Below are 26123 nucleotides of genomic sequence, written 5' to 3'. Positions count from 1 at the left end.
TTGATCCTTACGCCGCATTCTTCTGGCGCATGCGCTCGATCAACTGATCTTCCCAATAAGACAGTGAGCCGAGCCCGACAGCCACCGCGTTGGAGCGGCGGTAGTAGAGGTGGCAGTCGAACTCCCAGGTGAAGCCCATGCCGCCATGAACCTGGATGTTGTTCTTCGAACAATGCTGGAATGCCTGCGTCGCACTGATGCGTGCTGCAGCGGCGGCTTCCGGCAGTTCCGACGCGTTGGTCGAGAGCGCCCAAGCGCCGTAGTAACAATTGGAGCGTGCCAGCGTCGCCGAGACATACATGTCGGCGAGCATGTGCTTGACCGCCTGGAACGAACCGATCTGACGACCGAAGGCGATGCGGTCGAGCGCGTAGTCGCGGCCCATTTCCAGCGCACGGTCGGAACCGCCGACCTGCTCGAAGCCGATCAGCACCGCGGCGCGGTCGAGCACCTGGGAGAGGATGCTCCAGCCTTCATTGGCTGCGCCGAGCGGCTCGGCCTTGACGTTCTTGAACGAGATTTCGGCCTGATTGCGCGACGGATCGATGGAGGTCAGCGCCTTGGCCTCGACGCCCTCGCTGGTGAGATCAACCAGAAACAGCGCGATATCGCTGTCGCGACCGGTCGAGCCCGTGCGCGCGGCGACGATGGCGAAGTCAGCAATCGCACCGTCGGCGACCGGCTTCTTGGTGCCATTGAGCACACCATTCGCGGCGGCGAGCTTGATCGCCTTCGGCGACGGATTGCCGGAGCCTTCGAACAGCGCCAACGTGCCAATGGCATTGCCTTGTGCGATCGCCGGCAACCACTTCTGCTTCTGCGCATCGGAGCCGGCCAGCAGCAGCGCTTCGGCGGCGAGATAAACCGTCGAGGAGAACGGCACCGGCGCCAGCGCGCGGCCCATTTCCTCGGCGATTACGCAGAGTTCGAGATGGCCGGCGCCCGAACCGCCGAACGCTTCCGGAATGGCGACGCCAAGGAAGCCCATATCCGCGAGGCCCTTCCAGAGCTCGCGATCATAGGGCGCCTTGCCGTCGATCACGGCGCGCACGGCTTTCGGCGGGCACTTCTCGGTGAGAAAACGCCGGGCTTCATCGCGGAGCTGCTTCTGGTCGTCGGAGAAATCGAAGTTCATGGCGGTGTACTCTGTTCTGATCGATGAAAGTCTAGTTGAGGATGATGACGTCTTCGCCAGGGTGCTCGGCGTAAAGCTGGCTGACCAATGCCGCGCGGCGTTCGAGGCCAGCGCGCTGGTTGATGTAGCCCTTGTCGGTGAGTTCGTTGCCGTCGATCGACGCCGGCTCGACCATGAACATCGCGCGCGCAATGCGCCGGCTGCTGGCGCCTTCGCAGGAGGCGTTGTGGGCCTGCAGGCCGTTCTTGAGGCTGGCGAGCACAGCAGGATGTTTCACCACATCGGCGAAATCAGCTTCGGGCTCGCCGATCATGATGCGGCAGGCCGGCAGATTGGGCCAGGCCAGCACGCCGATGTAAGGACGATCCTGTCCCGTGATCAGCGCATCCTGCACCACCGGCGTCGCCTCGGCGATCACATCGGTGCGCAACGAGCCGACATGCACGAAGGTGCCGGTGGTCAGCTTGAAGTCTTCGACCACGCGACCGGAAAAAATCAGGCCCTGCACAGGGTCGTTGTCGTCGACGAAAATGCCAGCGTCGCCGATCTTGTAGAAGCCTTCCTCGTCGAAGGCCGCTTTGGTGAGGTCCGGCTGGCGATAGTAGCCCGGCATTACATTGACGCCGCGCAGCCGCAATTCGTATTTCGAATCCACCGGCACCATCTTCAATTCGACGCCGGGAAACGGCAGGCCGATCAGGCCGACGCGCTCTGTGTCCCAATAGGTGCCGGTCGAGGTCGGCGACGTCTCGGTGCAGCCCCAGCCGGTATAGAACACGATGCGCTCGCCGGTGGCGCGCACAGCCAATGCCTGCATACGGTCATAGAGATCGTCGGGGAGACGTGCACCGCCATAGGCCATCAGGTTCAGGTTCTTGAAGAACGAGCGCGCCAGCGCATCGTCCTTCTCCATCGCGCTGGCGATGGCGGCATAGCCTGCGGGGACATTGGCGTAATAGGTCGGCGAAATCTCGCGCAGATTGCGCAGCGTCTCGTCGATCATCCCGGGCATCGGTCGGCCGTCATCGATATAGAGCGTGCCGCCCTCGATCAGCAGCGGGTGAAACAGCGCGTTGCCACCCATTGTGTGGTTCCACGGCATCCAGTCGAGATAGACCGGCGGCTGCGCATGCGCATCGCGCGGGCGCGTCTGCATCATCTGGGCGGCATTGGCGGTCATCATGCGCTGGGTGTTGATCACGGCTTTCGGCATGCCCGTCGAGCCGGATGTGAACAGCAGCTTGCCGACGGTGTCGGGCGTGATCTGCGCAATGGATGCATCGACCGCAGGCGTCACCTTGGTGGCGGCCATGTCCGCATAAGCGATGCTTGCAATGCCTGCCGGCGCGCGCGCCACATGCACGATCTTGATGCCGTTGAGATCCAGCGCATCGAGCGCCTTCTGGAAGCTCGGGCCGTCCTGCACCATCACCACGGCGGGCTTGATGAGGTCGAACAGATATTTCAGCTTGGCGTGGTCCTGGCTCATCAGCGAATAGGCCGGCGACACGGGTGCTGCCGGATGGCGCGCCTGCATCGCAGCCTGGGTCATCAGCGCGTGTTCGATGGAATTGCCCGAGAGAATTGCGATAGGGCGATCCACCTCCAGCTCCATGTCGAGCAACGCCTGGGTCAGCGAATCCACCGTGCGCTTGGCCTCGGCGTAGCTGAGATTGCGCCACTGACGGTCCGCACCGGCGCGCTGCGCCAGCCAGGTGTGATCAGGACGTTCCTTCGCCCATTTCGCCAGCGAGGCCGGAAGATGGGTCTCATAAGCCATCAACGGCACGCGCGACTTCATGACAATCACGCCATCCGTGCGGCGCTCGACATCGATGTCGCGCTCCATCCAGTGGATCTTGCGGAAGGCGGGCTTTGTCAGCACCGCGGCAGCCTGGGCGTTCATGTGGTTTCTCCCAAAACCGTTCTTGTCGAACCATGGTCTCGTTTGTCGGACCTTGTATTCGTTGCGTGAGATCACGCTTTAACGTGTGATGTAAAACGGCTTTCGTTTCTCGATGAATGCGCGGATGCCTTCCTCGAAGTCCTCCGAGCGGCTGCACAGCACCTGATTGCGATCCTCCATGGCGATGACGGCTTCGATGGAGCCGGCATCGACGGACATATTGATACATTCCTTGGACAGCCGAAGCCCAACCGGCGACGCCGTCATCATCGCCTCGACATAGGGCGCGGCGGCGGCCTCGAGCTGGCCGTCATCGACCACTTCGGACACCAGCCCAACGGCAAGCGCACGATCGGCGTGAATGAAGCGGCCGGTGAGGATCAATTCTGACGCAACGGACACGCCGACGAGACGCGGCAGGAAATAGCTTGAGCCGATATCGCAGCCGCCGAGGCCGAGCTTGATGAAGGCGCAGTTCATCCGCGCCGACTTTGCGGCAATACGGATGTCAGCGGCCAGCGCCAGCGCGAAACCGCCGCCGGCAGCCGCGCCCTGCACCAGCGCAATGATCGGCTGCGGGCAGCGGCGCATCAGCATCACGATATCGGCGATGCGGCGCTGGGAATCCAGCGACTCGGTGACGGTGCGCGGCGCGTTCTGGCCGGAGCGCGCAGCCATCGCATGTTTGAGGTCCAGCCCGGCGCAGAAATTGGCACCGGCGCCTCTGAGGACAACGACGCGCGTCTTGCGATTGCGCTGCAGGCTTTCGAAATAGTCGTTCAGTGCGTCGATCAGAGCAGGATCGAGCGCGTTGAGACTGTCCGGACGATTCAGCGTCACCCGGTCCACGCCATCGTCGTGTTCGATCAGCAGCGGTGAGGTCACGTGTTACTCCCGTTACGGCACCTTTAGCGCTCGTTATTGCGCCCTCTCTCCAGTGCGAAGCGAAGCTTCGCTAGGCGGGAGAGGGCAGCACTGGCAGTAGAAACAAACTCGCTCGGGAGAGGGGTAGCCGCAGACTAAGGAGTCTGTGGCTACCCCTCTCCCGTCTGCGCGCCTGCGCGCGCATCCACCCTCTCCCGCGGCGCGCGGCTACGCCGCGCTGGGGGAGAGGAGAAGGAAAACTACTACCGCGGAGCCATGCGGATGGCGCCGTCGAGACGGATGGTCTCGCCGTTCAGCATCGGGTTCTCGACTATGTGGACCGCGAGGTTGCCGTATTCCGAGGCGTCGCCGAGGCGGGCCGGATGCGGGACCTGGGCGCCGAGGCTGGCGCGGGCTTCCTCATTGAGGCCCATCAGCAGCGGCGTCAGGAACAGGCCCGGGGCGATGGTGTTGACGCGGATCTTGCTGGAGGCGAGATCGCGGGCGGCCGGCAGCGTGAGGCCGACAACGCCCCCCTTCGAGGCGGAGTAGGCGATCTGGCCGATCTGGCCTTCATAGGCCGCAACGCTGGCGGTGTTGATGATGACGCCGCGCTCCTCGCCGATCGGTTCGGCGGCGGCGAGCTGCTCGGCGAACAAACGCAGGCAATTGAAGGTGCCGATCAGGTTCACCATGATGACATTGGTGAACTTCTCGAGCGGATAAACGCCCTGCTTGCCGACGATGCGCTGCGAACCGCCGATACCGGCGCAGTTCATCAGCACGCGCGCGGTGCCATGCGCAGCGGCTGCCTTGGCGAGCGCCGCCTTGACGTCATTTTCGCTGGTGACGTCGCCGACGGTGGCCACGCCCTTCACTTCGGCAGCGACCTTCTCGGCATTCTCCGCCGCGCGATCGAACACGGCGACCTTGGCGCCCTTGGCAGCCATCGCGCGTGCGGTCGCGGCACCGAGGCCCGAACCACCGCCAGTGATGAATACGGCTACGTCTTTCAACTGCATGGATAGAGCCTTTCCTTGGGCGTTTCTGATCGTTTCTTGAATTTTTGAGTCGCGACGAAGAAGAAAAAGAAGAAGTGGTCCTTGGGCGTTTTCTTGGTTGTTGTTCTTGAAACTGATCCTTGGGCGTTTCTTGTTTTTTGATTCTTGAATTTAGTTCCTTGGGCGTTTCCCGACGTTTTTAAATTTTCTTGACAGTTTTCCTTGGGCCGTTTCTTCTGAGCTCGTGATGTCAGGCCTTTGCGGCCTTCTTGTTTGTGAGGATCCCGCCGAGCAGCATCGCTTCCATATGGGCGACGTAGTCGCGGCAGACTTCATCGGTCACCGGGCCGACGCCGATGGCGCGCGACATCGCATGACGGCTGAAGAACAGGTTGTCGCAGGCGCCGATCAGGCTGGTGTAGAACAGCACCGGATCGACCTTGCGAAATTCGCCGGAGTCGAGCCCTTCTGCCAGCAGTCGGCGATGGAAGCCGAGCAGCGGCCCCACAAAGAACTTCGACACTTCGTCGGCCGCCTCGTTGCTGCTTTCATGCAGCAAGTAGTGGATCAGCCGGTTCATGTAGGGGAACTGGTAATAGGCCTTGATGATACCGGCGATGTGCAGCCGCAGTTTTGCGGTGGCCGAGATCGGCTGCGCCAGCAGATATTCCAGATTGGTCATCTCGGTGGCGGCGTCGCGCGCAAGCAGCGCCAGCAGCAGCCCGTCCTTGTTGCCGAAATGATATTTCACCAGCGCCGCATTGACCCCCGACTGCTGCGCAATCTCGCTCAGCGACACCTCGATGGAGTTGCTGGCAATCATCAGTTCGCTCGCCGCGAGCAACAGCTTGTCGGCCGTCGGATTACGAGCAGCGGCGGTTTTCAGGGAGGTGCTGGGGTTCAAAGTCGGTGCCATTCGGAGCGCAGATAATACGAACAATCGGCCGCACTCAAGAGTTAATTGACCGATTGACTAAACTCTCCGCGGACACTTAAATCCCGTGCGTTCAACGCCACGAAAAACGCCGCCAAACAAGGCAAAAAAGGGAGATCACGCATGGCCGAGGCCTATATCGTCGCCGCCGCACGGACCGCAGGTGGCCGCAAGGGCGGACGACTCGCCGGCTGGCATCCCGCCGATCTCGCAGCCTCGGTTTTGAACACCCTGGTTGAACGCACCGGCGCCGATCCCGCGTCGGTTGAGGATGTCATCATGGGCTGCGTCGGCCAGGGCGGCGAGCAGGCTGTGAACGTCGCGCGCAACGCAGTGCTGGCCTCCAAGTTGCCGGAAAGCGTGCCGGGTACCTCGATCGACCGCCAGTGCGGTTCCTCCCAGCAGGCGCTGCATTTTGCCGCCCAGGCTGTGATGGCCGGCTCCATGGACATCGTGATCGCCGCCGGCGTCGAGAGCATGACCCGCGTGCCGATGGGCTCGCCGAGCATCCTCGCCTCCAAGGCCGGCATGGGCCATTACAAGAGCCCCGGCATGGAAGCGCGCTATCCCAACATCCAGTTCAGCCAGTTCACCGGCGCCGAAATGGTCGCCGAGAAATACGGACTGTCGAAGGATGACCTCGACACATACGCCTTCGAGAGCCACCAGCGCGCTATTGCGGCGACCGAGGCCGGCCGGTTCAAGGACGAAATCATCCCGCTGCAGATCACCCGCGCCGATGGCACCACGGACACGCATCACATCGACGAAGGCATCCGTTTCGATGCGACGCTCGACGGCATCCGCGGCGTCAAGCTGATCGCCGAGAACGGCAAGCTCACCGCCGCGTCCGCCAGCCAGATTTGCGACGGCGCGTCGGGCGTGATGGTTGTCAACGAGAAGGGCCTCAAGCAACTCGGCATCAAGCCGCTGGCGCGCATCCACCACATGACCATGATGGGCGGCGATCCCGTGATCATGCTGGAAGCGCCCCTGCCCGCCACCAAGCGCGCGCTCGAAAAGGCCGGGATGAAGATCGACGACATCGACCTGTTCGAAGTCAACGAAGCTTTTGCCTCGATTCCAACGGCCTGGCTGAAAGCCACCGGCGCCGATCCGAAGCGCCTCAACGTCAATGGCGGCGCCATCGCGCTGGGCCATCCGCTCGGCGGCTCTGGCACCAAGCTGATGACTACGCTGGTGCACGCGCTGCAGCAGAACAAGAAGCGCTACGGACTGCAGACCATGTGCGAAGGCGGCGGCATGGCCAATGTGACGATCGTGGAGCGGTTGTAATTTTCTTCCCCTCTCCCCTAGCGCTGCGTAGCAGCGCGACGTGGGAGAGGGTGGATCGAACACGCGAAGCGGGCTCGAGACGGGAGAGGGCCCGCGACTGGCCATACCCCTCTCCCGCCTTCGCTTCGCTCAGGCACCCTCTCCCACAAGGGGAGAGGGGAAGTAAGAAAACTAAACCACACCACGAGCGGAAAAATCCGCCGATCTTCGAGGAAACACCAAGGAATTCTCCATGACGCATCCGTCGATTCACGCGAAGACCAATCCCGACAAGATTGCCTACCGCATGGCCGGCTCCGGCCAGGCGCTCACCTATCGCGAACTCGACGAACGTTCCAACCGCGGCGCACAGCTGTTTCGATCGCTGGGCATGAAGGCCGGTGATCACGTCGCGCTGTTGATGGAGAACCGGCTCGATTTCATGGAGATCTGCTGGGCTGCCCAGCGCGCCGGGCTGTATTACACAGCGATCAGCCGCTACCTCACACAGGACGAGATCGCCTATATCGTGAAAGACTGCGGCGCCCGCGTCGTCATCACCTCCGAGAAATGCGCCGACGTGGTCGCGCCGCTGATCACCAACGCGGCCGAGCCGATGTTCTATATCGTCGACGGTTCGCGCACCGGTTTCCGCGACTGGAATACCGCCCTCGCCGCGCAGCCCGCTACGCCGATTGCCGACGAGATCGCCGGCTATGACATGCTGTATTCGTCGGGCACGACGGGCCGCCCCAAGGGCATCAAGCGCGCCTCGGAGCACAATCCTATCGACGTGCCGAATCCGTTCCTGAAGCTGCTCTGCGCGAACATGTGCGGCATGACATCGGACTCGATCTATCTGTCGCCGGCGCCGCTGTATCACGCGGCTCCGTTACGTTTTAACATGATGGCGATCACGCTCGGCGGCACGTCGGTGATCATGGAGCATTTCGACGCCGAGGAATTCCTCAAGCTTGTCGAAAAGCACAAGATCACCCAGTCGCAGCTTGTGCCAACCATGTTTGTCCGCATGCTGAAGCTGCCTGATGAAGTCCGTTTGAAATACGACGTCTCTTCATTGAACGGCGCGATCCATGCCGCAGCCCCCTGCCCCGTCGACGTCAAGGCGCGCATGATCGACTGGTGGGGACCGATCCTGATCGAATATTACGCCGGCTCCGAAGGCAACGGCGTCACCGTGTCGAACTCGCAGCAGTGGCTGTCGCATCGCGGCACCGTCGGCAAGGCCGTGGTCGGCAGCGTCAAGATCGTCAATGAAGAGGACCAGGAAGCGCCGACCGGCGAAATCGGCACGGTGTATTTCGCCGATACGCCGCAGTTCAGCTACCACAACGACCCCGAGAAGACGAAGCGCGCCTATAACGCGCGCGGCTGGTCCACCCTCGGCGATGTCGGCTACCTCGACGACGAGGGCTTCCTCTACCTCACCGACCGCAAGTCCTACATGATCATTTCCGGCGGCGTGAACATCTACCCGCAGGAGACCGAGGACGTCCTGATCACCCATCCGGACATCGCCGACGTTGCGGTGTTCGGCGTACCGAATGAAGAAATGGGCGAAGAGGTCAAGGCCGTGGTGCAGCCGCACGACATGAGCCGCGCCGGCAAGGCGCTGGAGGCCGAATTGATGGTGTTCTGCCGCAAGCATTTGTCGCCGATCAAATGCCCCAAGAGCATTGACTTCGAAGCTGAACTGCCACGCACGCCCACCGGCAAGCTGGTGAAGCGACATCTGCGGGACAAGTACTGGCCGAAGAAAGAAAGAGCGACAGTGTGAGGCGGCTTATACGCGATCGCGTATATAGCTTTTTTATACGCATTTACGTATAAAATTGAAATATACGCGATCGCGTATATTGTATTTTTATACGCGACCGCGTATAAACTTCATGGGAGATTTTCCATGGACCAGATCGCACGCAACGAAAAACAGCTCGGCGCCATTTTGCGGCGGGCGAGAAAGCAAGCTGACCTTACACAAACGGAACTCGGCCAGAAGCTGCATCTGCGGCAGGGAACGGTTTCCCGTCTGGAAGCCGGCGAACCCGCCGTCCAACTCAATACGCTGATGGCGGCTCTCGCCGCGCTCAATCTCGAACTGGTTGTGCGATCTCGTACGACCACCGAGGCCGCCGACATCGAAAGCATTTTCTGATGGCGCGTTCGCCGAAGCACGTTCCGCTGAACGTGTTCGTCAACGGCAGGCTCGTCGGTGCGCTCCGGCGCGAGGCAAGTGGTGCCGTCAACTTCCGCTATGCGCGCGACTGGTTGGATTGGGATTCGACCTTTCCCATCTCGCTATCCCTTCCACTGCGCGAAGATCAGTATGTCGGCGCGGCGGTCCTCAATGTCTTCGACAATCTGCTGCCGGACGGCGACGCAATCCGCAAGCGCGTCGCCGAACGTGTCGGCGCCGAAGGCACCGACACCTACAGCATGCTCGCCGCCCTCGGCCACGACTGCGTCGGCGCGTTGCAATTTCTTCCGGACGAACACACACCCGACCCGGCCGGCAAAGTGGACGGCCATCCTGTCGATGCTGGCGATATCGCAGACATCCTGAACAACCTCGTTTCTGCCCCGCTCGGGCTCGGCGAGGATAAGGACTTCCGTATTTCTATCGCCGGAGCCCAGGAGAAGACGGCGCTGCTGAAGCGAGACGGCCGATGGTACAAACCGATTGGCACGACGGCGACCACCCATATCCTGAAACCGCAGATCGGCCGGCTCCCGAACGGCGTCAATCTCTCGGACAGTGTCGAGAACGAGTATTTCTGCCTTAGACTTTTGTCAGCGCTCGGCATCCCGTCAGCCCATACGGAAATCGCCGATTTCGGCGGGCGGCGAACGCTGGTGGTCGAACGCTTCGACCGGCTCTGGACGCGCGACAAGCGCCTGCTGCGCCTGCCTCAGGAGGACTGCCTGCAATCGCTGTCCATACCCTCGACGCGAAAATATCAGTCCGACGGCGGCCCCGGTACGACGGAGATCTTCGGCCTGCTCAAGGGCAGCGACACCGTCGAAGCAGACCTTTCGCATTTCCTGCGCACCATCATCGTGTTCTGGCTGATCGGCGCCACCGACGGCCATGCCAAGAATTTCAGCATCTTCCTCAATCCAGGTGGACGCTTCCGCATGACCCCGCTCTATGACGTGCTGAGCGCACAGCCGAGCCTCGACAATGGGCAGGTCCAGAGGAAAAACTTCAAGCTGGCGATGTCGATCGGCAAGAGCCGTCACTACAGGGTCGAGGAGGTCATGCCGCGGCACTTCGTCCAATCCGCTGCGATGGCGGGCATCGGTGCCAGTCTCGTGCGCTCCACTTTCGAGGATATCGTCGCAAACACGATGACGAAGGCAGAGCAAGCGATTAATGACTTGCCTCGAGATTTCCCCGAACAGTTGGTTGCATCGATCTCGGAAGCGATGACACATCGCATCACGATGATCGAGAAAAGCCTCAGCCAGGTTTCCTCATGACCGCCGGCCTGCTGGTCTCCGCAGCCCGATCCGGTGCGGGCAAGACGACCGTCACGCTCGGCCTGCTCGCCGCGCTGGCGCGGCGCGGCATCACGCTGCGCGCGGCCAAGGCGGGGCCTGATTACATCGATCCCGCCTTTCACGCGGTCGCCACCGGCGCGCCTTGCATCAATCTCGACAGCTGGACGATGCCTCCGGCGCTGCTGCATGCACTCATGGCCGATGCCACAACTGCCGCCGATCTGCTGGTGGTCGAAGGCGTCATGGGCCTGTTCGACGGCGTGCCCGGCGTCGCCGACCGCGACGGCAGCAGTGCCAGCATCGCCGCGCGGTTCAAGTTGCCGGTGCTGCTGGTGCTCGACGTGACCGCGCAATCGCAATCAGCCGCCGCTATGGTGCGCGGCTTTGCCGGTCATCATCCTGACGTCCGCGTCGCCGGTGTGATCCTGAACCGCGTCGGCAGCGACCGACATCGCCGCCTCATCACGGATGCCATCGCGCCACTCGGCATCCCCGTCGTCGGTGCCATTCCGCGGGATGCCGCGCTGGCGCTGCCGGAGCGCCATCTCGGCCTCATCCAGGCCGGCGAACACGGCGACCTTGCCACGCGGATGGGCGTTCTCGCCGACATGGCGGAAAAGCATCTCGATCTCGATGCCATCATCGCGCTGGCCGCGCCCGTCGAGCGGCAGCCAACACGCAATGCCGCGCCGGCCTTGCCGCCGCCCGGCCAGCGCGTTGCGTTGGCTGCCGACGCGGCATTCACCTTCATCTATCCGCATCTGATCCACGGCTGGCGTAATGCCGGCGCAGAAATCGTCTGTTTCTCACCGCTGGCCAATGAAACACCGCCGGATAATTGCGATAGCTGCTGGCTGCCCGGCGGCTATCCCGAACTTCACGAGGCGACGCTTGCCTCGGCGCAAAAATTCCGCGACGGGCTGGTGCGCTTCGCACAGACACGTTCGGTCCATGGCGAGTGCGGCGGCTATATGGTGCTCGGTGAAGGCCTGGAGGATGCCGACGGCAACCGGCATCCGATGACGGGGCTGCTAGGACACACGACGAGTTTCCACAGGCGCCGCCTGCATCTCGGCTATCGCGAGGCGCGATTGCTATCCGACAGTCCTATCGGACCAAAGGGATCGCTCATCCGCGGCCACGAATTTCACTATGCGTCACTGATTGATCCGGGCAGCGACGACCCGCTGGTCGATCTCCGCAACGCGCAAGGCGACCCCATGGCAGAACGCGGCGGACGGCGCGGCCATGTCACCGGCACGTTCTTTCACGCCATTGCGCAAGTCAGCTCATAGCGTCTTAACCTCTCCCCGCAAGAGCGGGGCGAGGGAGTGCGCTGCCGGCGCTTTGCATTCAAGAAACAATCTCACCGCCCCCAGCGATCCTGCCAGATCTTTTCGCCGATCAGGCAGTTGACGCGCGGCTCCCTGGTCGTGTTGGCGACAGGAATCGCGCGCGGCTCGGGCATCAATCCTGCAACTTCCAACACCAGCTTGGTGCGGATTGCTTCCTTGAACTTGTCGCGCTCCTTGATCGGCACCACGAACGCGCCCGGGCCGCCGATCACGCAGTCCTCGTAATAGAGATCGAGATTTTCGATATCCATGGTCGAGTAGGACAGTTCCTTGGCCATGATCGGCAGGCCGTTGATGACGATGCCTTTCGCGACTGCCTCGTCGCGCGCGACCGTCACCGGTCCTCCATTGTTGTTCGGCCCATCGCCCGAAATATCGATGACGCGGCGCAGGCCGTGCAGCGCATTTTCATCGAACAGCGGCATGGCGTAGTAGATCGCTCCCGAGATCGAGGTCCGCGATGCCCGGCGGATCGGCGTCTTCATGATTTCGGATGCCACCGCGTCGGCGGATTCAGGGCCATCGATGACACGCCAGGGAATGATCAGCTTCTGGTCCGACGATGCCGCCCATTCGAAATAGGTGACCGCAATCTTGCCTGTCGGGCCACTCTTGAGCGCGGTAAGGAATTCCTTGGAGACGATGGCCTGGGCATAGCCTTCGCGCTGGATCGCCAGCTCGTCCATATCCATCGAATAGGAGACGTCGACCGCCAGCACCAGTTCGACATCGACCACGGGGTCCTGCTTGCTCTGGGCAAACTGCGCTTTCGGGCCTGTCGCAGCCATGCTCACGACGTCGCCGCCGGCCATCGCTCCCGCGACGAGTACCGCTCCAATCGAGACACACCAGCGCATAGCGGCCCTCCCGTTGAGAATCGAATGGTGACATGCAAATGACGAGCCGCAAAGCAGGAACCTGCAGGCATGTTCACAATCAAGTCAGGGATGCAGCGCCTGAACGGATGGCTTGGCTGATCGACAGCCACTGGTGGTGCCATTATATTGAAGGCCGTGTGCTCCGCCCGCGTGAGTTGCCATGCCCGAAACCGTCATCAAGCCGAGCGCCAAGACCAAGCCGAAGGTCGAGCGGCCTAAACTGTACAAGGTCATCCTCGTCAATGACGACTTCACGCCGCGCGAGTTTGTCGTGCGGGTGCTGAAGGCGGAATTCCGCATGTCCGAAGATCAGGCCGCCAAGGTGATGATGACCGCGCATCAGCGCGGCGTCTGCGTTGTCGCCGTGTTCACCCACGATGTGGCCGAGACCAAGGCAACCCGCGCCACCGATGCCGGCCGTGCCAAGGGTTATCCGCTGCTGTTCACGATCGAGCCGGAAGAATAGAGCTCAGCTCTCGGGTGTGGCACCTTCGTCGGCCAGCCCATAGACACGCTCCGCCTTCGCGAAGCCCGCGATGGGAAATTCGCCGAGATCGGTCCAGTCCGTCGTCGTTGCGTCGGCGAAGGTCGCGGATGCGACCACAGTTCGATGCAGTTTGCCGGCGATCTTCTCCAGACGTGCAGCGAGATTCACCGCCGGGCCGATACAGGTGAAATCGAGCCGGTTGCCGCCGCCGATATTGCCGTAAAGTACCTTGCCGACATGCAGTGCCAGACCGAAGCGAAAGCGCTCTTCAGCACCTGCCGCATCCGACCAGCGCAGCGCTTCAACGGCAGCGCTAGCTTCACGCGTAGCCTCCAGCGCATGGCCGCAAACCGTCGAACGATCCGCATCATCCTCGGCGATGGGAAACACGGCCAGCAGACCATCGCCCATGAATTTGAGCACTTCGCCGCCATGCTTGAGGATCGCAGGCACCTGACAATCGAAATAGCGGTTGAGAATCTCGACTACGCTTTCCGGCGGCAATCGGTCCGACAGCGCCGTAAAGCCGCGCAGATCCGACAACCAGATCGCTGCGCGCATGGTCTCGGTATGGCCGCGTCGGATCTGACCACCGAGAATACGTCCGCCGGCGCGATTGCCCACATAGGTATCGAGCAGTGTCACCGTGACCCGTCGTATGCCGATGACCTCGATCAACCGCGCCAATGTCGGCAGCACCGTTTTCAAGGCAGCAAGCTGCTCCTCGGTGAAACCGCCGGGCTGCTTCGTGGTCCAGCTTGATGCGTGGAGCATGTTATCGACGAAGGTGAGCGGGATCGCGATGTAGTCGGTAACGCCTTCGGCGCGCATATCGTCGAAAAAAGGAAAGGGTGTGGTTGATGGCTCATGAAGTCGGCTGCGGACCTCGACACCTTCCCGGAAGACCAGCGCAAGCGGACTGCTGAGGAATTCAGGCGCCTCCTGAATGTCGAAATCAACCGAGCTGAGGACTACCCCGGTCTCCGGACGCCAGATGAAATTGCGGCCGAAGATTTCCGGGTGCAGGGTGCGGATGAAGATGCCCACGCGGTACAGCGGCAGCCCTGCAGCGACAAGCCGCTCGCAACATTCCGCCATCATGCGCGATGGCGTCGGCGCGGATCGCGCACCGTCACTGAGCCAGTCGATGATCTCTCTGAGCTTGTCGGGTAACACGGCTGGCACTTTCAAACTCGCGCGAACGCGGGCTTCGGTCAGTCACTTACTCTAGCCGACCTGCCCGCGATGCCGAATGAAATGATCGGCGAGCACACAAGCGGCCATGGCTTCGGCCACCGGCACGGCACGGATGCCGACGCAGGGATCGTGGCGACCCTTGGTCAGGATGTCAGTGTCGGCGCCATTGCGATCGACGGTCTTGCGCGGCGACAGGATCGACGAGGTCGGCTTCACGGCAAAACGTGCCACGACCGGCTGGCCCGTGGAAATGCCGCCGAGAATGCCCCCGGCATGGTTTGAGAGAAATGACGGGCCGTGATTGGTCATGCGCATCTCGTCGGCATTGTCCTCACCGGACAACTCCGCCGCGCCAAAACCGTCACCGATCTCAACGCCCTTCACCGCATTGATGCTCATCAGCGCCGCTGCCAGATCGCCATCGAGCTTGGCGTAAATGGGCGCGCCCAAACCTGCGGGCACGCCGTCGGCGACCACTTCGATCACCGCACCGATCGACGAGCCGGATTTCCGGATACCATCGAGATAGCTTTCGAAAAAGGCGGCCTTGTCCTTGTCCGGGCAGAAGAATGGATTGCGCGCAACCTCGTCCCAGTCCCAGTTGCCGCGGTCGATCTTGTGCGGGCCCATCTGCACCAGCGCTGCACGCACCGTCATGCCAGGCACGATCTTGCGCGCAATGGCGCCAGCGGCCACGCGCGTCGCGGTCTCGCGGGCCGACGAGCGACCGCCGCCGCGATAATCGCGCAACCCGTATTTGGCCTCATAGGTGAAGTCGGCATGGCCCGGCCGAAACTTGTCCTTGATGTCCGAATAGTCCTTCGAGCGCTGGTCGGTATTCTCGATCAGGAGCGCGATCGGCGTCCCCGTCGTGACCTGCACACCCGTTTCCGGATGCACCATGACCCCGGACAGGATTTTGACCGCGTCAGCTTCCTGCCGCTGCGTGGTAAAGCGCGACTGGCCGGGACGACGGCGATCGAGATCGGCCTGGATCTCGGTGACATCCAGCGGGATCAGCGGCGGACAGCCATCGACCACGCAGCCGATCGCCACCCCGTGGCTCTCGCCGAAGGTCGTGACGCGGAACATGTGACCGAAGGTGTTATGAGACATGGTGCGCTCGCTGCTTGAGCAGATGTCGTAACGCGGGCCGTCCGGGGGGTCAAATCGCCCGGCCGGCCGAAATGCTTAACTAAACTTGTCCATCCCGTCAGCGTTGAACACGTAGACCGCGCCCTGCTGGATCGGCAGCTCACTGACACCGTCCGGCGTCTCAAGGCCCAGCGCCACCATCAGCGCCCGCGCCGTGCCGCCATGCGCCACCGCGACGGTATCGCCCGTGAGGCCGTCAACCCATGCGCGCATGCGGAGCTGCACTTCACCATAGCTTTCGCCGCCCGGCGCCGGCAGGCTCCATTTGTCCAGAAGACGCGCCGCAAAGATGTCGGGATGCGCAGCTTCCTGCTCGGCCAGCGTGAATCCTTCCCAGTGGCCGAAGCCGATCTCACGCAGACGATCGTCGAGGCCGTAGTCGTCATGGGGAAGATCGAGCTTGCCGCGCACCAGTTCCATGGTGTTGCGCGCGCGGCCGAGCGGACTGGAGACGAACGCGACATCGCCGCTGGTGCGCCCGTCCCGTGCCAGAATATCCTTCAGCACGGTGCCGGCATGTGCCGCCTGCTCCCGACCGAGATCGTTGAGCGGAATGTCCTTCGAGCCCTGAAAGCGACCGGCGGCGTTCCATTCGGTCTGGCCGTGGCGAATATAATAGATGGTTGGCTTCGGCATGGACGTCAGCAATCAGTCCTTGCTGCCCATGCTGATGTCCGGCGCATCCGGCACCTTGGTGCCGAGCACGTGATAGCCGGCATCGACGTGATGCACTTCGCCGGTGACGCCGGTGGACATATCGGACAGGAAATACACCGCGCTCTGGCCAACTTCGTCGATGGAGACGTTCTTGCGCAGCGGCGCGTTGACCTCGTTGTATTTCAACAGATAGCGGGAGTCGGCTATCCCTGCGAAGGCCAGCGTCTTGATCGGGCCGGCAGAGATCGCATTGACGCGGATACCCTTCACGCCCAGGTCAGCCGCCAGATAGCGCACGCTGGCTTCCAGCGCAGCCTTGGCGACACCCATCACATTGTAGTTCGGCATCCACTTCTCGGCGCCGTAATAGGTCAGCGTAACGATAGAGCCGCCCTCGGTCATGAGCTTCTCGGCGCGCTGTGCGATGGCCGTCAGCGAGTAGCAGGAGATCAGCATGCTCTTGCTGAAATTCTCGGCCGATGTGTCGACATAGCGACCTTCGAGCTCGTCTTTGTCCGAGAAGGCGATGGCGTGGACGACAAAATCGATCTTGCCCCATTTCTCCTTCACCCGGTCGAACACCGCATCGATGGTGGCTGCGTCGGTGACGTCGCAATGGCCCAGCAGCTCGGCGCCGAGCTCGGCGGCCAGCGGCTCGACACGCTTCTTCAGCGCATCGCCCTGATAGGTCAGCGCGATGTCCGCGCCCTGCGCCTGACACGCCTTGGCGATGCCCCAGGCAATGGAACGGTTGTTGGCGACGCCGAGAATAACGCCGCGCTTGCCCTTCATCAGGCCTGAAACTTCGCTCATGTCGTATCCTGTTTTGCTTGGCTGACAGCCTTGGCAGTCCATACCGATCTGGCCTTGGGGGTACACCAGCACTTGCGTTCGGTACAGCCCAAAAGCCCGGTTATGCCGCTGTTTACCGTCCGGGCTTAACGCCGGAATAGACGGTCCGCCAAGGTGTTATGATAGATGCGGCGCAATTGCGGACCGCCCAAGATACCGTCAGGATTGCAACGGATGGCACGAGCCCCATGAGCGCCTTTCGCGAAAGCGTTGAGAGCATGATTCCGGCGCTGCGCCGCTATGCGCGGGCGCTGGCGCGTGACACCGACATTGCCGACGATCTGGTGCAGGACACGCTGGTGCGCGCGCTGCGCTCCGAGAAACTGTTCATTGGCGGCGACCTCAGAAGCTGGCTTTACACAATCCTGACCAATCTGAACCGCAACCGCCGTCGCTCGCTGGCGCGCAAACCGATCTTTACCGAACTGTTCGACAACAATCCGGACGCCAGCGGCACCGAAGCCGAAGGGCGCGACATCTCGCGCGCCCTCGCCGCCCTCGTCGAAGAACAGCGCTCGGTGCTGCTGCTCGTGATGCTCGAAGGCCTGAGCTACCGCGAAGTCGCCGACATCCAGGGCGTGCCGATCGGCACCGTGATGTCGCGCCTCGCCCGCGCCCGCGCCCATGTCAAAGCCTATCTCGACGGCGAGCGCCCGGCGCTGCGCGCGGTCAAATGATTTAAAGGGAAGATGATAATGACCGGACCGAACATTCCCGTGACCGAAGACGAATTGCACGCCTTCGTCGACAATGAATTGCCGGCCGAGCGCCGCGCCGATGTCGAGGCATGGCTCGCGACACATCCTGACGATGCCGAGCGCGTCGCATCATGGCGCGCGATGGCCGAGTTGCTGCATGCCCGCTACGATGCGATCGCCGACGAGACAGTGCCAAAGCGGCTGGAGATCGAGCGATTGGTTCAGCAGCCGCGGCGCTGGATCTACGGCGCCGTCGCAGCAACGCTTGTCGCCTTCGTTGCAGGTGGTAGCGCGGGCTGGGTCGCACACGGCGCAGCGGCCGCTCCGTCGACATTCCGGAATTTCACGGTGGATGCGCTCGGTGCGCATCGGCTCTATGTGGTCGAAGTGCGCCATCCCGTCGAAGTCGCAGGCAATGAACGTGCACATCTGCAGCAGTGGCTATCGAAGCGCGTGGGTTACGAGATCAAGGCACCGGAACTCGAGGCGGCCGGATTGAAGCTGGTCGGCGGACGATTGCTGCCCGGCCCTGAAGCGCCTGCGGCCTTCTTCATGTATGAGAGTCCGTCGGGCGAGCGCTACACGCTCTACACATCGCGTGCCGCGAAAGCCGACCCCACCCAGATGCGCTATGCCGCGCAGGACAAGGACGGCGCCATGTTCTGGGCCGACAAGGGCGTCGGCTATGTCGTGTCAGGCCCGACCGACAAGGACCGGCTCAACCAGGTCGCGCGCCAGATCTATGACCAGACGGAGAAGGTGGGGGGATAGCTGCACTCTGTAGCCCGGATGGAGCGAAGCAGAATCCGGGCTGTCAGGCGTTCGGCATTGCCTCAGGCGAGACAGGACTTTCGCGTTTCACGCGGTCACCGATCACATCGAATAACAGTGCCGTATTCGCGATCATCACAACGGTTGCGATAATTCCTATCGTGCTGTCCGTAACGGCCCGCAACATCGCTTTCCAGAATGGAAGATCGGCCGTGCTTCCGACCAGGCCCAACATCATGATGCAAGCAATCCACACCGCCAGCGCCGCCGTAAAGGGAATGACGATTGCCAGCATGGTCCGAACGATCAGCCAGATCCGTCCTCGACTGTCGTGCCATGCATCTGTAGCCGTCACGTTGACCAGGCCCGCGGCCAAAGCAGGAAACAACAACAACAGGCGGACCGACACAATGATGACGATAATCGCCAAACCGATCGGCAAGAGAATACTCATCAAACCGGACTCAGGCATAATCTCGCCGACCAGCGTCGGTACCCAGAACACGCCTGCCCATTTGAAATAGCGGCGGAATCGATCGCAAAAATACGCGAGATAGTGCGCGGGCTGCTCGTCAAGAATGATCAGACGATATGCGCCGACATAGAAGGGCACCAGCAGGATCATGGATATGCCGTCAAGCAGGACGCGAAACGCTTTACTGCTGATGTCGTCGGATCCAACTGCGAGCCTGCAGAGATCGATCAGCATGCAGATCGAAAACGCGATCAGGACCAAATGCGGCGCTTGGCGAAAGACTAGACGCGCGCCGTACCACACGGAGTGAAAAACCTGTCTGGCGGTTGGATAGGTGATGGCCATGCACGTTTTTATAGTGCGACAGCATCGACACAATCAAACGTTGATCGAATTGATCTGCCCGCAAGGTTAGCAGCAGATTATTCGAGAGCGGTGCGGCCAGTGCCGCACCGCTCCGTCTAGCCTCACCCCAACTCATTCCGCGGATGATACGGGTGCCCGTCGCGCCATTTCTCCATCAGCTTTTCCAGATCGGCGTCGTTGCCGTCCGGCAACATGATCCTGGTGGTGAAGTAGAGATCGCCCGCTGCGCCCCCGGCCAGCGGCAGGCCCTTGCCCTTCAGGCGAAACACCCGTCCGCTCGACGTGTTCTTCGGAATTGAAAGCTCCACGGCGCCGGTGAGTGTCGGCGCGCGCACCTTGGCCCCCAGCACGGCTTCGTAGAGCGTGATCGGCAGATCGACGCGCAGGTCGTTGCCATCCACCTTGAAGAAGGAATGGGGGGCGATGGTGACGGTGATCATCAAATCGCCGGGACGATGACCGGCAGCGCTTTCGCCCTGCCCGCGGAGCCGGATCTGCTGGCCCGAGGTGACGCCGGCCGGCACCTTGACGTTCAATTCCTTGCCGGATGGCAGGCGTACGCGCTTCTCCGCGCCCTTCACAGACTCTTCCAGCGTCACCGTCATGGCGACGTTCAGATCCAGATCGGGCATCCCGCCGGCATAGCCGCCGCTCTCGAATTCAAAACCTTGCGCGCCCGGCCGCGCGCCGCGCGGGCTGGCGCCGCCGAACATGCTGTTGAGGATGTCCTCGAAACCGCCGCCGGCGGCACCGCCGGGAAAGCCCTGCTGCGCGCCGGGACCGCCGCGAAAGGCATGCTCGAAGCCGCGCTGCGACGCGCCGGCACGGCCGCCGCCGCCGCCGCCGGGAAAACCCTGGAAACGCACCTTGCCCTCGGCATCGATCTCGCCGCGGTCGAATTGCTTGCGCTTTTCTTCGTCGCCGACGATTTCGTTAGCCGAATTCACTTCCGAAAACCGCTCGGCGGCCTTCGGATCATCCTTGTTGTTGTCGGGATGATGCTTCTTGGCGAGCTTGCGATAGGCACTCTTGATCGCCGCAGCGCTGGCGCCCCGCTGCACCCCCAAGACCTCATAGGGGTCGCGCATCCGTCGTCTCTCCTTCAGGTAACTAAAAGGCGGGCCACCGGCCCGCATGTTGGATTTGCAGGCCGAAACCCGCCTGCTTCTTCATCTGGTGACTTCGTGTCATTTTTGCAACTGGGCCGCAAGCGGCCGGCCAGCGAAAACTAGCTCCGTTTCCACGGCTTCAGCGTATGCACGTCCCAGCTGCCGCGGTCACCCTTACAGGCTGCACCTTGCATCCAGCTTTCGTTGGTGCCGTTGACATAGCTGGCCAGAAAATCCCTGCAGGTGCGACCTTCCGCGACATAGGCACTGGACAGAGGCGTCACCGATCCGCGCGCGCCGGTCGACGGGTTTTCCCACGGCTGGCTGGAATCCTTGCTGCCCTTGGTAAGGACATCGGAGGCCGCCGTACGCGTCAGGACAAGATCGGCTTCCGTGGGCTCGTAATTGGTGGCCTGGACCGATGCCGGCGAAATCGAGCCGGTGACGTCACCGCCCTCCATCTTGGCCAGCGCGGACTCGTTTCGGCCCATGCTGCAACCACCAAGGGTGCTGCCGATAAGAATTGCTGTCAAAGCCGCGCCGAGCGGGCAGATGGCCGATAGGCCAATGCGCAGCCGTACCCTATATAGGTCTTGCCTATGCAGGGGCAGCAGCAAGCTCTCGACAGCAGGCCAACGCAAGCGGAACTCCGGACATGACCGACACGACCTCCCCCATCAAAGACTCAACTCCGTTAACGTCAGGTGATTTTACGGCCGCTGCGGAACCATTTGCGCTGTTTTCCGAGTGGTTTACCGAGGCAAAGGCCTCAGAACCCAACGATCCGAACGCGATGGCGCTGGCCACCGTCGACGCCGACGGCCTGCCCGACGTCCGCATGGTGCTGATGAAGGGCTATGACACCGACGGTTTCGTGTTCTACAGCCACATTGCCAGCCAGAAGGGCCAGGAGCTCGCCGCCAATCCCAAGGCCGCCTTGCTGTTTCACTGGAAGTCGCTGCGCCGCCAGGTCCGCATTCGCGGTCCCGTCACCCGCGTGACCGAAGCCGAGGCCGACGAGTATTTCGCGACCCGCCCGAAACAGGCCCAGATCGGCGCCTGGGCGAGCAAGCAGTCGCAGCCGCTGGAAAGCCGCTTTGCCTTCGAACAAGCCATCGCCAAGGAAGGCGCCAAGCACTTGATCGGCAGCGTTCCGCGGCCGCCAGGCTGGAGCGGATGGCGCATCACGCCTGTTCGTTTTGAGTTCTGGCACGACCGGCCGTTCCGCCTGCACGACCGCATCGAATTCCGCCGCGACACCGCGGCACCAGATACGTCCTGGACCAAGGTGAGACTGTATCCGTGAGCGCCGACAACGAGACGAGAGCCAAACACGTGAACCACCCGGGATCGAATGCGCCCAAGCGCACAATGCTGCTCACCGGCGCAAGCCGCGGCATCGGTCATGCCACTGTGATGCGCTTTTCAAGCGCCGGCTGGCGTGTGCTGACCTGTTCGCGGCATCCGTTTCCGGAAGTCTGCCCATGGGATGCAGGCCCCGAAGATCACATCCAGGTCGACCTCTCCGACCATGACGACACCGTCCGCGCCATCGACGACATCAAGGAACGGCTGAACGGCGGCGCGCTGCATGCGCTGGTGAACAATGCCGCCATCTCGCCGAAGGCCGAAGGCGGCGCGCGCATGGGCTCGATCGATACCGACGTCGCGACCTGGAGCCACGTCTTCAACGTCAACTTCTTCGCGCCGATCATGATGGCCCGTGGGCTGATCGAACAGTTGAAGGCAGCCAAAGGCTCGGTGGTGAACGTCACCTCGATCGCCGGCTCGCGCGTGCATCCGTTTGCCGGCGCGGCCTATGCCACATCGAAAGCGGCGCTGGCGTCGCTGACCCGCGAAATGGCGTCGGATTTCGGCCGCCTCGGCATCCGCGTCAATGCCATTGCGCCGGGTGAGATCGACACCTCGATCCTGTCGCCGGGCACGCAGACCATCGTCGATCAGCAGATCCCGCTGCATCGGCTCGGCACGCCCGACGAAGTCGCCAAGATCATCTATGTGCTGTGTACGGAAACGAGTTCATACGTGAATGGCGCCGAGATCCACATCAATGGCGGCCAGCACGTCTGATCAGCGATGTCAGGTGGGACATGGTCATGCTGAGGACCGCGCCATTCTGGCGCTCCCCAAGACACGCGGGTCTTCCTAGTCCGCGTAAAACTTCCGCGGCATCGGCGCAGCCGCGCTGATCCCGGCGCTGGAACAATCGTCTTCGGATTCGCCATCCATCAACCCGGCGCCGCAATGCCGGCAGGTTCGCGCAGAGATTGCCTGAGCTTTGCCGGCCATGCGCGCCTGTTGATAGGACCTGAGATCGACGACGTTCCGTCCCGATGTTTCTGTTTTGTCAACCATTGCTGTCCTCATCGCTTCTGACAGCGTTATGACAGCAACCATTAGCGCAACCGTTCAGCGGAACGCTCGAATTTTACCGGATAAATTGTGGCGGGAATCGCGCGAAGCCTATGATCATTGGGCTTTTCGAACACGCATCATGAATGCGTTTTGATAGTTGGAAAAAGATTCAGACACCCGCGCCTTTGTGATCCCGCGAGCGCATGCTCGGGGTTGTCTAAGCGGTGTCCCCTCCTGAAACATGAGGGGTGGCGGCGCGCCTGACGACGCGAAATGGTGGTAATTTTCGCGATCCGCTCCGCCGGAACGCCGGCAAGCCGCAACCGCGTAACGCCATCAGGCGCGCCACCGCGGCTTTTCTGTCCCCGGGGCCGTGCTTCCGGGTACTGGGCACGGGCATCGCGCCCGTCATCCGGCAGCAGGCTTTCGCCCGCCTTCGCCGCACCCGTCCAGCCGCAAGCGGCAGAGCCCCGTAGTGGGCCCGGACGGCTACCCAAGGCCTCCCGAGTGCGCAGGGTACGTCACCCCACACCCGCAGGCGCCGCATCCTGTCCCACTTCAAGACGCCTCATGAAGCGCCCCTCGCGAACCGGATATTCGGATCATAATCCTAATAGGGATATTATCAAGAGCGACAGGAAAAAATGTTTGAGAGCTTTCGTGCCCGCCCCACAGTCATCATTCCGGGGCGCGAGGAGACGCCGCAGGCGGCATATCGCGAACCCGGAATCCCGAAATGTTTGGCACGATCGGAGACTCCATGTCGGGATTCCGGGGTCGCACTTTAGCGGCTTCGCCGCTGTCGTGCGCCCCGGAATGACGAGAGAGGGAATGTGCGGTAATGAATAACGCCCTACGCCCCTACAACCACTTCTTCCACTTGAAGAACATGTAAGGCAGCACCGCGGCGAACAGCATCATGATGAGCGCCATCGAATAGCCGTGGGTCCATTCCAGCTCCGGCATGAGCTTGAAGTTCATGCCATAGACCGAGGCGATCAGGGTCGGCGGCATCAGGACGACGGCCATGACCGAGAACAGCTTGATGATGTTGTTCTGTTCGAGATTGACGACGCCGAGCATGGCATCGAGCGTGAAGGTGATCTTGTTCGACAGATAGGACGCGTGATCGGTCAGGGACACCACGTCGCGCTGCATGGTCTTGAGCTGCGCGCGCATGTCCTTCGACCATTTCACGCCTTCCGCCTCGGCGCTGACGAAAGTGACGACACGGCCGATCGAGACGAGGCTTTCACGGACCTTCGAGGTCAGGTCGCCCTTGCGGCCAATGGTGATCAGGATTTCCGAATAGCGCTTGGCATGGCCGGTGCGCAGCGACTCATCCGGCTCGAAGATGTCGTGGCTGACCTGATCGACGTCGGCGCCGACGCGTTCGAGAATGTCGGCGCAGCGATCGATCACCGCGTCGAGCAGTTCGAGCAGAATGGTTTCACCATTGGCGCCGGCGGGCGCGTTGCGGCCAAGCTTCAGTTCGACGGACGCGAACGGACGCGGTGTGTCGTAGCGCACCGTCACCAGCCGTTGCCGGGTGAGGATGAAAGTTACCGCCGTGATCCGCGGCGACTCGGTGTCGGAACCACACATCAAGCTGGCGGTCATGTAGCGGGCGCCGTTCTCGATATAGAGACGGCTGGAGATCTCGATCTCCTGCATGTCTTCGCGGGTCGGGATCTCGACCCCCGCCAGTTTCTCCACCGCCTTGTCCTCGGCCGGCGACGGCTTCACCATGTCGATCCACACCGCATTGTCCGGCAACGCCTCGAGATCGGTCGGCTCGGATTTTCTCAAGGCGTGGTCGGCAGGGGTGAAGACAGCGAGCATGGCAACTCCGGGACATTAATAAGGCAGGGAACAGCAATGGGGACGATCCGGACCGAATCGGCCGGGGCAACTGACCATGACCGACGCGGATGCAGCCGTCATGACAGCCTTTGTGCGGCGCGCCAACCCCACGCGAACGTCTGGAATTTTTCCCGCGAGATCACGCGTTCTATGGGTCTCGATCTGACAAAATTGTCACGCGCGCATCACGGATTCGCGAGGCGCTGCGCTTCTGCACAGGATTTACCCGGAGCATCGGAAATTCTGCGGCAAATATGACACAGGCTGTGCGCTGCATGATGCGCAGCGCATCTAACCGCTGGAATTGCAGCGGATTTCAGCGATAGTGGCTTTAACGGAATCGTGGCGTTCGCAGGCTATTTTGGGTGTGTTTCCTTGCACCAGCCTGTCTGAATTCGGACCCCACGCAATTGGAACAATGACATGTCGCCGCTCAAGATTAAGCTTGGACTGATTGTCGCCGCCGGCCTGATGCTGTCGGGCTGCATGCAGACCGCCACGCAATTCCAGGCCGCCCCGGAAGCCAGCCTCAAGCCGAATGACAAGGCGCAGCTCGCCAAGGCGCGTTACGCGAAGGTGGCCGTGGCCGAGCCGTTCCGCCGCGCCATCGTCGACTTCCACCGCAAGGAAGCGCCGGGCTCGATCGTGGTCGATTCCGACAACCACTATCTCTATTTCGTCCAGGACGGCGGCAAGGCTATCCGCTATGGCGTGACCGTCGGCGAAGAAGCGCTGGCCTTCTCGGGCGTCGCGCGCGTCGGCAACATGGCCGAATGGCCGAAGTGGACCCCGACCAAGGACATTCACGCCCGCATCGAAGGCCTGCCGGCCCAGGTGCCCGGCGGCGTCGACAATCCGCTCGGTGCCCGCGCCCTCTATCTCTATCAGGGCAACAAGGACACATTGTTCCGTATCCACGGCACCAACCAGCCGGAATATATCGGCGCCTCGATCTCGTCGGGCTGCATCCGCATGACCAACGAAGACGTCATCGACCTCTATAGCCGCGTCAAGCCCGGCGCTGTGGTCGTCGTGCTCGAGCCGAAGGCCGGCGACTCGCCGTATAATTCGAAGCTCGCTTTGCAGGGCGGCGGCGGAACGCCATACTGAGCCGAGATTTTATGAGATTAGAAAAAGCGCCGGTTGATCCGGCGCTTTTTTTTTGTTTTGAGCGAAAGCTCAAGCGTGGGTGGCCTCCCTCCCTCAAGCGGCGAAGCCGCGCAGCGGGGAGGGTCGGCCGAACGAGG

Annotated in this window: 26 protein-coding genes; 11 read left to right on the top strand and 15 right to left on the bottom strand. The window is 62.1% G+C overall.

Features of this window, described 5'->3' with window-relative positions:
• Window positions 1-7: 7 nt before the first annotated feature.
• From A4A58_RS19200 to A4A58_RS19180, 5 genes are all read right to left on the bottom strand, one after another.
• The gene (locus A4A58_RS19200; RefSeq protein WP_068734991.1) at window positions 8-1135 is read right to left on the bottom strand and encodes an acyl-CoA dehydrogenase family protein; all 1128 of its coding nucleotides are present in this window, start codon (window positions 1133-1135) and stop codon (window positions 8-10) included.
• A 31-nt stretch (window positions 1136-1166) separates the two neighbouring features.
• A complete protein-coding gene (locus tag A4A58_RS19195) occupies window positions 1167-3041 on the bottom strand; it encodes an AMP-binding protein (protein ID WP_068734989.1) in 1875 nt (624 codons plus the stop codon).
• A gap of 78 nt (window positions 3042-3119) precedes the next feature.
• On the bottom strand, window positions 3120-3926 hold the full coding sequence (locus tag A4A58_RS19190) for an enoyl-CoA hydratase/isomerase family protein (RefSeq protein ID WP_068734987.1): 807 nt from the start codon (window positions 3924-3926) through the stop codon (window positions 3120-3122).
• A gap of 242 nt (window positions 3927-4168) precedes the next feature.
• Window positions 4169-4927 carry an SDR family NAD(P)-dependent oxidoreductase gene (locus A4A58_RS19185; protein WP_068734985.1) on the bottom strand — a complete coding sequence of 253 codons (759 nt, stop codon included), beginning with the start codon at window positions 4925-4927 and terminating at the stop codon, window positions 4169-4171.
• Window positions 4928-5156: 229 nt separating this feature from the next.
• Window positions 5157-5822, bottom strand: coding sequence for a TetR family transcriptional regulator (locus A4A58_RS19180; protein ID WP_068734983.1), 666 nt, complete (start codon window positions 5820-5822; stop codon window positions 5157-5159).
• 141 nt (window positions 5823-5963) lie between these two features.
• Here A4A58_RS19180 and A4A58_RS19175 point away from each other — a divergent pair, with 141 nt between their 5' ends.
• From A4A58_RS19175 to A4A58_RS19155, 5 genes are all read left to right on the top strand, one after another.
• Window positions 5964-7136 (top strand): acetyl-CoA C-acetyltransferase, encoded by a 1173-nt coding sequence (locus tag A4A58_RS19175; RefSeq protein WP_068734981.1) that lies wholly within the window; start codon window positions 5964-5966, stop codon window positions 7134-7136.
• 232 nt (window positions 7137-7368) lie between these two features.
• Complete coding sequence (locus A4A58_RS19170; protein WP_068734979.1) at window positions 7369-8913, top strand: acyl-CoA synthetase; 1545 nt, start codon at window positions 7369-7371, stop codon at window positions 8911-8913.
• Window positions 8914-9039: 126 nt separating this feature from the next.
• The gene (locus A4A58_RS19165; RefSeq protein ID WP_068734977.1) at window positions 9040-9291 is read left to right on the top strand and encodes a helix-turn-helix domain-containing protein; all 252 of its coding nucleotides are present in this window, start codon (window positions 9040-9042) and stop codon (window positions 9289-9291) included.
• Window positions 9291-10616, top strand: a complete 1326-nt coding sequence (locus A4A58_RS19160) for a type II toxin-antitoxin system HipA family toxin (protein WP_068734975.1) — start codon at window positions 9291-9293, stop codon at window positions 10614-10616. The genes A4A58_RS19165 and A4A58_RS19160 overlap by 1 nt, the downstream gene beginning before the upstream one ends.
• A complete protein-coding gene (locus A4A58_RS19155) occupies window positions 10613-11932 on the top strand; it encodes a cobyrinate a,c-diamide synthase (RefSeq protein WP_068734974.1) in 1320 nt (439 codons plus the stop codon). Before A4A58_RS19160 ends, A4A58_RS19155 begins: the two co-directional genes overlap by 4 nt.
• A 71-nt stretch (window positions 11933-12003) precedes the next feature.
• Here the strand turns inward: A4A58_RS19155 and A4A58_RS19150 are convergent, their stop codons facing one another.
• Window positions 12004-12849: a DUF1194 domain-containing protein gene (locus A4A58_RS19150; RefSeq protein ID WP_068734972.1), complete on the bottom strand. Its 846-nt coding sequence runs from the start codon at window positions 12847-12849 to the stop codon at window positions 12004-12006.
• Between the two features lie 181 nt (window positions 12850-13030).
• On the opposite strand from A4A58_RS19150, the gene clpS reads away from it, so the two are divergent.
• Window positions 13031-13336: an ATP-dependent Clp protease adapter ClpS gene (clpS, locus tag A4A58_RS19145; protein WP_068734970.1), complete on the top strand. Its 306-nt coding sequence runs from the start codon at window positions 13031-13033 to the stop codon at window positions 13334-13336.
• Window positions 13337-13339: 3 nt separating this feature from the next.
• Here clpS and A4A58_RS19140 read toward each other — a convergent pair whose 3' ends face one another.
• The 4 genes from A4A58_RS19140 to fabI form a co-directional block, all read right to left on the bottom strand.
• On the bottom strand, window positions 13340-14533 hold the full coding sequence (locus A4A58_RS19140; protein WP_068734968.1) for an adenylate/guanylate cyclase domain-containing protein: 1194 nt from the start codon (window positions 14531-14533) through the stop codon (window positions 13340-13342).
• 51 nt (window positions 14534-14584) lie between these two features.
• Window positions 14585-15670, bottom strand: a complete 1086-nt coding sequence (aroC, locus tag A4A58_RS19135; RefSeq protein ID WP_068734966.1) for a chorismate synthase — start codon at window positions 15668-15670, stop codon at window positions 14585-14587.
• Between the two features lie 75 nt (window positions 15671-15745).
• Window positions 15746-16345 carry a histidine phosphatase family protein gene (locus A4A58_RS19130; protein WP_068735392.1) on the bottom strand — a complete coding sequence of 200 codons (600 nt, stop codon included), beginning with the start codon at window positions 16343-16345 and terminating at the stop codon, window positions 15746-15748.
• A 12-nt stretch (window positions 16346-16357) separates the two neighbouring features.
• A complete protein-coding gene (gene fabI, locus A4A58_RS19125) occupies window positions 16358-17179 on the bottom strand; it encodes an enoyl-ACP reductase FabI (protein ID WP_068734964.1) in 822 nt (273 codons plus the stop codon).
• A gap of 227 nt (window positions 17180-17406) precedes the next feature.
• On the opposite strand from fabI, the gene A4A58_RS19120 reads away from it, so the two are divergent.
• Together A4A58_RS19120 and A4A58_RS19115 are read left to right on the top strand one after the other, a co-directional pair.
• Window positions 17407-17895: a sigma-70 family RNA polymerase sigma factor gene (locus A4A58_RS19120; RefSeq protein ID WP_068734962.1), complete on the top strand. Its 489-nt coding sequence runs from the start codon at window positions 17407-17409 to the stop codon at window positions 17893-17895.
• A gap of 18 nt (window positions 17896-17913) precedes the next feature.
• A complete protein-coding gene (locus tag A4A58_RS19115; protein WP_068734960.1) occupies window positions 17914-18687 on the top strand; it encodes an anti-sigma factor family protein in 774 nt (257 codons plus the stop codon).
• A 43-nt stretch (window positions 18688-18730) separates the two neighbouring features.
• On the opposite strand, the gene A4A58_RS19110 is transcribed toward A4A58_RS19115, so the two are convergent.
• The 3 genes from A4A58_RS19110 to A4A58_RS19100 form a co-directional block, all read right to left on the bottom strand.
• Entirely contained in the window at window positions 18731-19507 is a 777-nt protein-coding gene (locus tag A4A58_RS19110; protein ID WP_068734957.1) for a hypothetical protein, read from the bottom strand.
• 122 nt (window positions 19508-19629) lie between these two features.
• Entirely contained in the window at window positions 19630-20616 is a 987-nt protein-coding gene (locus A4A58_RS19105; protein WP_068734955.1) for a DnaJ C-terminal domain-containing protein, read from the bottom strand.
• A 140-nt stretch (window positions 20617-20756) separates the two neighbouring features.
• A complete protein-coding gene (locus A4A58_RS19100) occupies window positions 20757-21128 on the bottom strand; it encodes an RT0821/Lpp0805 family surface protein (protein ID WP_349509580.1) in 372 nt (123 codons plus the stop codon).
• Window positions 21129-21292: 164 nt separating this feature from the next.
• Here A4A58_RS19100 and pdxH point away from each other — a divergent pair, with 164 nt between their 5' ends.
• Window positions 21293-21943, top strand: coding sequence for a pyridoxamine 5'-phosphate oxidase (gene pdxH / locus A4A58_RS19095; protein WP_068734951.1), 651 nt, complete (start codon window positions 21293-21295; stop codon window positions 21941-21943).
• Window positions 21944-22008: 65 nt separating this feature from the next.
• The gene (locus tag A4A58_RS19090) at window positions 22009-22728 is read left to right on the top strand and encodes an SDR family NAD(P)-dependent oxidoreductase (protein ID WP_068734949.1); all 720 of its coding nucleotides are present in this window, start codon (window positions 22009-22011) and stop codon (window positions 22726-22728) included.
• Window positions 22729-22803: 75 nt separating this feature from the next.
• Here A4A58_RS19090 and A4A58_RS19085 read toward each other — a convergent pair whose 3' ends face one another.
• Together A4A58_RS19085 and A4A58_RS19080 are read right to left on the bottom strand one after the other, a co-directional pair.
• Window positions 22804-23013 (bottom strand): hypothetical protein, encoded by a 210-nt coding sequence (locus A4A58_RS19085; RefSeq protein ID WP_068735390.1) that lies wholly within the window; start codon window positions 23011-23013, stop codon window positions 22804-22806.
• A gap of 861 nt (window positions 23014-23874) precedes the next feature.
• Window positions 23875-24855 (bottom strand): magnesium transporter CorA family protein, encoded by a 981-nt coding sequence (locus tag A4A58_RS19080; protein WP_068734947.1) that lies wholly within the window; start codon window positions 24853-24855, stop codon window positions 23875-23877.
• 444 nt (window positions 24856-25299) lie between these two features.
• On the opposite strand from A4A58_RS19080, the gene A4A58_RS19075 reads away from it, so the two are divergent.
• Window positions 25300-25986, top strand: a complete 687-nt coding sequence (locus A4A58_RS19075) for a L,D-transpeptidase (protein ID WP_068734945.1) — start codon at window positions 25300-25302, stop codon at window positions 25984-25986.
• Window positions 25987-26123 lie beyond the last annotated feature (137 nt).

It is taken from the genome of Tardiphaga robiniae (assembly GCF_001618955.1).
GTDB classification, from domain to species: Bacteria; Pseudomonadota; Alphaproteobacteria; order Rhizobiales; family Xanthobacteraceae; genus Tardiphaga; species Tardiphaga robiniae_A.
This window is presented reverse-complemented; position numbering and strand designations above follow the sequence as displayed.

Bases quoted from the DNA above. Each gene is read 5' to 3' on its own strand.
- aroC (WP_068734966.1), bottom strand. From the start codon at position 15,670: ATGTCTCATAACACCTTCGGTCACATGTTCCGCGTCACGACCTTCGGC.
- A4A58_RS19180 (WP_068734983.1), bottom strand. From the start codon at position 5,822: ATGGCACCGACTTTGAACCCCAGCACCTCCCTGAAAACCGCCGCTGCT.
- A4A58_RS19100 (WP_349509580.1), bottom strand. From the start codon at position 21,128: ATGGGCCGAAACGAGTCCGCGCTGGCCAAGATGGAGGGCGGTGACGTC.
- A4A58_RS19085 (WP_068735390.1), bottom strand. From the start codon at position 23,013: ATGGTTGACAAAACAGAAACATCGGGACGGAACGTCGTCGATCTCAGG.
- A4A58_RS19150 (WP_068734972.1), bottom strand. From the start codon at position 12,849: ATGCGCTGGTGTGTCTCGATTGGAGCGGTACTCGTCGCGGGAGCGATG.
- A4A58_RS19130 (WP_068735392.1), bottom strand. From the start codon at position 16,345: ATGCCGAAGCCAACCATCTATTATATTCGCCACGGCCAGACCGAATGG.
- A4A58_RS19075 (WP_068734945.1), top strand. From the start codon at position 25,300: ATGTCGCCGCTCAAGATTAAGCTTGGACTGATTGTCGCCGCCGGCCTG.
- A4A58_RS19200 (WP_068734991.1), bottom strand. From the start codon at position 1,135: ATGAACTTCGATTTCTCCGACGACCAGAAGCAGCTCCGCGATGAAGCC.
- A4A58_RS19195 (WP_068734989.1), bottom strand. From the start codon at position 3,041: ATGAACGCCCAGGCTGCCGCGGTGCTGACAAAGCCCGCCTTCCGCAAG.
- A4A58_RS19185 (WP_068734985.1), bottom strand. From the start codon at position 4,927: ATGCAGTTGAAAGACGTAGCCGTATTCATCACTGGCGGTGGTTCGGGC.
- A4A58_RS19175 (WP_068734981.1), top strand. From the start codon at position 5,964: ATGGCCGAGGCCTATATCGTCGCCGCCGCACGGACCGCAGGTGGCCGC.
- A4A58_RS19155 (WP_068734974.1), top strand. From the start codon at position 10,613: ATGACCGCCGGCCTGCTGGTCTCCGCAGCCCGATCCGGTGCGGGCAAG.
- fabI (WP_068734964.1), bottom strand. From the start codon at position 17,179: ATGAGCGAAGTTTCAGGCCTGATGAAGGGCAAGCGCGGCGTTATTCTC.
- pdxH (WP_068734951.1), top strand. From the start codon at position 21,293: ATGACCGACACGACCTCCCCCATCAAAGACTCAACTCCGTTAACGTCA.
- A4A58_RS19080 (WP_068734947.1), bottom strand. From the start codon at position 24,855: ATGCTCGCTGTCTTCACCCCTGCCGACCACGCCTTGAGAAAATCCGAG.
- A4A58_RS19170 (WP_068734979.1), top strand. From the start codon at position 7,369: ATGACGCATCCGTCGATTCACGCGAAGACCAATCCCGACAAGATTGCC.
- A4A58_RS19160 (WP_068734975.1), top strand. From the start codon at position 9,291: ATGGCGCGTTCGCCGAAGCACGTTCCGCTGAACGTGTTCGTCAACGGC.
- clpS (WP_068734970.1), top strand. From the start codon at position 13,031: ATGCCCGAAACCGTCATCAAGCCGAGCGCCAAGACCAAGCCGAAGGTC.
- A4A58_RS19105 (WP_068734955.1), bottom strand. From the start codon at position 20,616: ATGCGCGACCCCTATGAGGTCTTGGGGGTGCAGCGGGGCGCCAGCGCT.
- A4A58_RS19165 (WP_068734977.1), top strand. From the start codon at position 9,040: ATGGACCAGATCGCACGCAACGAAAAACAGCTCGGCGCCATTTTGCGG.
- A4A58_RS19115 (WP_068734960.1), top strand. From the start codon at position 17,914: ATGACCGGACCGAACATTCCCGTGACCGAAGACGAATTGCACGCCTTC.
- A4A58_RS19120 (WP_068734962.1), top strand. From the start codon at position 17,407: ATGAGCGCCTTTCGCGAAAGCGTTGAGAGCATGATTCCGGCGCTGCGC.
- A4A58_RS19110 (WP_068734957.1), bottom strand. From the start codon at position 19,507: ATGGCCATCACCTATCCAACCGCCAGACAGGTTTTTCACTCCGTGTGG.
- A4A58_RS19090 (WP_068734949.1), top strand. From the start codon at position 22,009: ATGCTGCTCACCGGCGCAAGCCGCGGCATCGGTCATGCCACTGTGATG.